The 2,513-nt window shown below is 35.1% G+C and carries 3 protein-coding genes; 1 reads left to right on the plus strand and 2 read right to left on the minus strand.

Annotation, left to right across the window (positions count from 1 at the left end; genetic code table 11):
* Nucleotides 1–337 (plus strand): helix-turn-helix domain-containing protein (locus tag BOQ64_RS22675; protein ID WP_164975870.1); only part of this gene is annotated, 337 nt, incomplete at its 5' end.
* On the opposite strand, the gene BOQ64_RS22680 is transcribed toward BOQ64_RS22675, so the two are convergent.
* Together BOQ64_RS22680 and BOQ64_RS22685 are read right to left on the minus strand one after the other, a co-directional pair.
* A complete protein-coding gene (locus BOQ64_RS22680) occupies nt 303–737 on the minus strand; it encodes a hypothetical protein (protein ID WP_129059432.1) in 435 nt (144 codons plus the stop codon). The two genes, BOQ64_RS22675 and BOQ64_RS22680, sit on opposite strands and share 35 nt — an antisense overlap.
* A 2-nt stretch (nt 738–739) precedes the next feature.
* On the minus strand, nt 740–2,513 hold a 1,774-nt coding region (locus BOQ64_RS22685), incomplete at its 5' end, for an RHS repeat-associated core domain-containing protein (protein WP_164975871.1).

The following is a 2,513-nucleotide window of genomic DNA, read 5'->3' on the forward strand; positions in this document are numbered from 1 at the left end:
AACGGTTCAGTCGCAGGACGAAGTGGGCAAACTTGTAGGTGTTCACGGTGCTGTCATCGGTAGATATGAACGTGAGGAAGTAAAACCATCTATTGAGATGGCCACACAGCTGGCAGAAGCCCTGGAAGTGTCTCTGGATTATCTCGTAGGGTCTACGGATATTCTAATGGATAAAAATATTGTCGCTAAAATTTTAGATATACAAAAACTAAAAGAGAACGACAGACAACATGTCTTCGCTCTCCTGGATGCTTTTCTAAAACAAACTAAATTGCAAAGCATTTTTATAATAACAAAGCCACTCAATAAGTGGCTTTGTTATTTAAATATTCCTTAGAATAAGGTCCTGTTTGATTTTTTCTAGCACGTTGGTCCATCCAATATATTGAGTGTACAAAACTCAATAATATTAATAATATAATACTCCAAACCAATATCCCTCCCTTTCTATTTTTACTCTTCGGAAGTGTTTCAAAATAATCAATATATTCTCTCCAAACAGTCTCTTTTAAAAGAAAATAATTGGAAACAAACAACATTAATATCAAACAAACTAAAAAGACACTTTTATCTCCAAAGCTTATGTCAAAATAAAAAAAGACTGATGAAACGGCAAATAATACAAGCAAATCTATAGATAATGAAGCTTTAACATCGCTCCAAAACCTAGGAACTGATATATATTCCCAAAATTTATATAATTTATAAAATAGATAGTAATAACTCTTTAAAAACATAACTATTGTTTTAATGCTGAATTACTGAAAAGTGAATGTCCCGTCATTGCACGTTCATTATTCTCTGTTTTTGCTGCTGTTTCAGCAGCTCCTTCCCAACCTCCAGGATAGAATGAATCTACACCAAAATATAATAAAGATGGAATCGTTCCAACACCTGTTAAACCATAAACTGCCATTCCTGTATTTAGACCAGCTTTTGCAGGGTGAACAGCATTTGGTGACTTAGGGTTATTATAATGTTCACTAACACCATAAATATCTAATCCTATTCCTATTACTACCGTTCCTTTTCCAACAATTTTTCCCGCTTTGATTAAATTGCTTTGTTTTAAAAACGTTCTACCATTTCCATAATAATTAGTTCCTAAATAATTGAACGGGGTATTTCTCCTAGCCGTACCAATATACATTCTGTCAGAAAGAGCTGACATATAAGTTCCATTAAAAGATAGCAATGTATTTCCTTGCCCTAATGGAGAGTAAATATTTTGCTGTTGGTTGTCAGTCTTTTTAGTTGCTGTAATCAAGGCGGACTCTTGAACACCATCATTCTTGAAGTTTTCTCCAGAACCCTCTTCGCCTTTTGTATAACTTACGTGATTAGTCTTATCATTGATAGAGAATGAACCATCTTTATTTTTAGTAATAGAACCACTAATATCGTGCTCTCTTCTGTATTCCCTCGCTTCTTTTCTTGATTCAAATAAACCAAATGGGTCTGTATACATTACGGGGCTATTAAAACCGTAGCGATATGGAGTAAGGTTAACACCTTTCTCCGCCAGCGGGTCAACAACGCCCCATCTTCCCAAGTCGGGCATATACATCCTCGCTCCATAATCATACATTCCTGTCTCCTGCAACTCCTTGCCATTGTACTTGTAATTTAAATACCCACCTAAAAGACCTTTAAACTCACTGATATGGTTTAATCCAAATGGGTAATAATTGTTCGTATCTGTTACTTCAAGAACGTCTGCGCTGTTTTTAGCAAAACTTACTCTGGTATTTCCTAAGTGATCTTTATACTGGTAAATATAACGGTTTTCTGTGAAACTGTAAAAGCCTTCTGAAGTGGGTACAAAATCAAGTTTCCAGATTGGGGGTTCTCCCAGATCAGGAAAGGTATTACTAATTCTGCCATAGGCCTGTTCTTCAAAAGCATATTCTGTACGACAGGTTATACATATTCCCCCTCCTTCTTGATATGAATATTGAAACCCATCCAAATAATCTGTTGTAGTATAGCTCGTTAAACCCTTTATAGGTCTACTTGAATAGATTTTTCTCAGCTTAGTACCATCTGCACGGTAAAGATAATTCAAATCTATATACGTAGTAAGTCCAAAGTTTTTGTTTTCGATTGAATAAGAATTGGGTAAATTAAGATGATTATAGGCAATAGTATTAATCCCTTTATCCTTCATAGTGGTCATATTTCCATTCGCATCATAGTCTATTATATTATTGCCACCTTCATATCCTGTATCATTCATCGCTGATTCTATCACCTGATTTAAACGGTTTCCTGTGTATTTATACTCAAGGTCATCTACTAAAGCTGATGTTTGTCCTGATACAGGAATTGCTTTTCTTTTTAAAGTATTGATGTTCCCATTCAGGTCATAGGTAAGATATTCATCAAAATTACCATTGCCAGGGTTGGTCGCATTGGGTTCTGAGTAGAAACCATTCTTTAATCGGTTCAGACCATCATACTCGTAATTGTATCTTTTAAATACGTCTTCTGATGAGTTTTTCCAATCTATCTCT

The sequence above is a fragment of the Chryseobacterium sp. CH25 genome (assembly GCF_004119455.1).
Lineage (GTDB): Bacteria > Bacteroidota > Bacteroidia > Flavobacteriales > Weeksellaceae > Chryseobacterium.

Coding starts and splice junctions, on each gene's coding strand:
- BOQ64_RS22680 (WP_129059432.1), bottom strand. CDS start 737: ATGTTTTTAAAGAGTTATTACTATCTATTTTATAAATTATATAAATTT.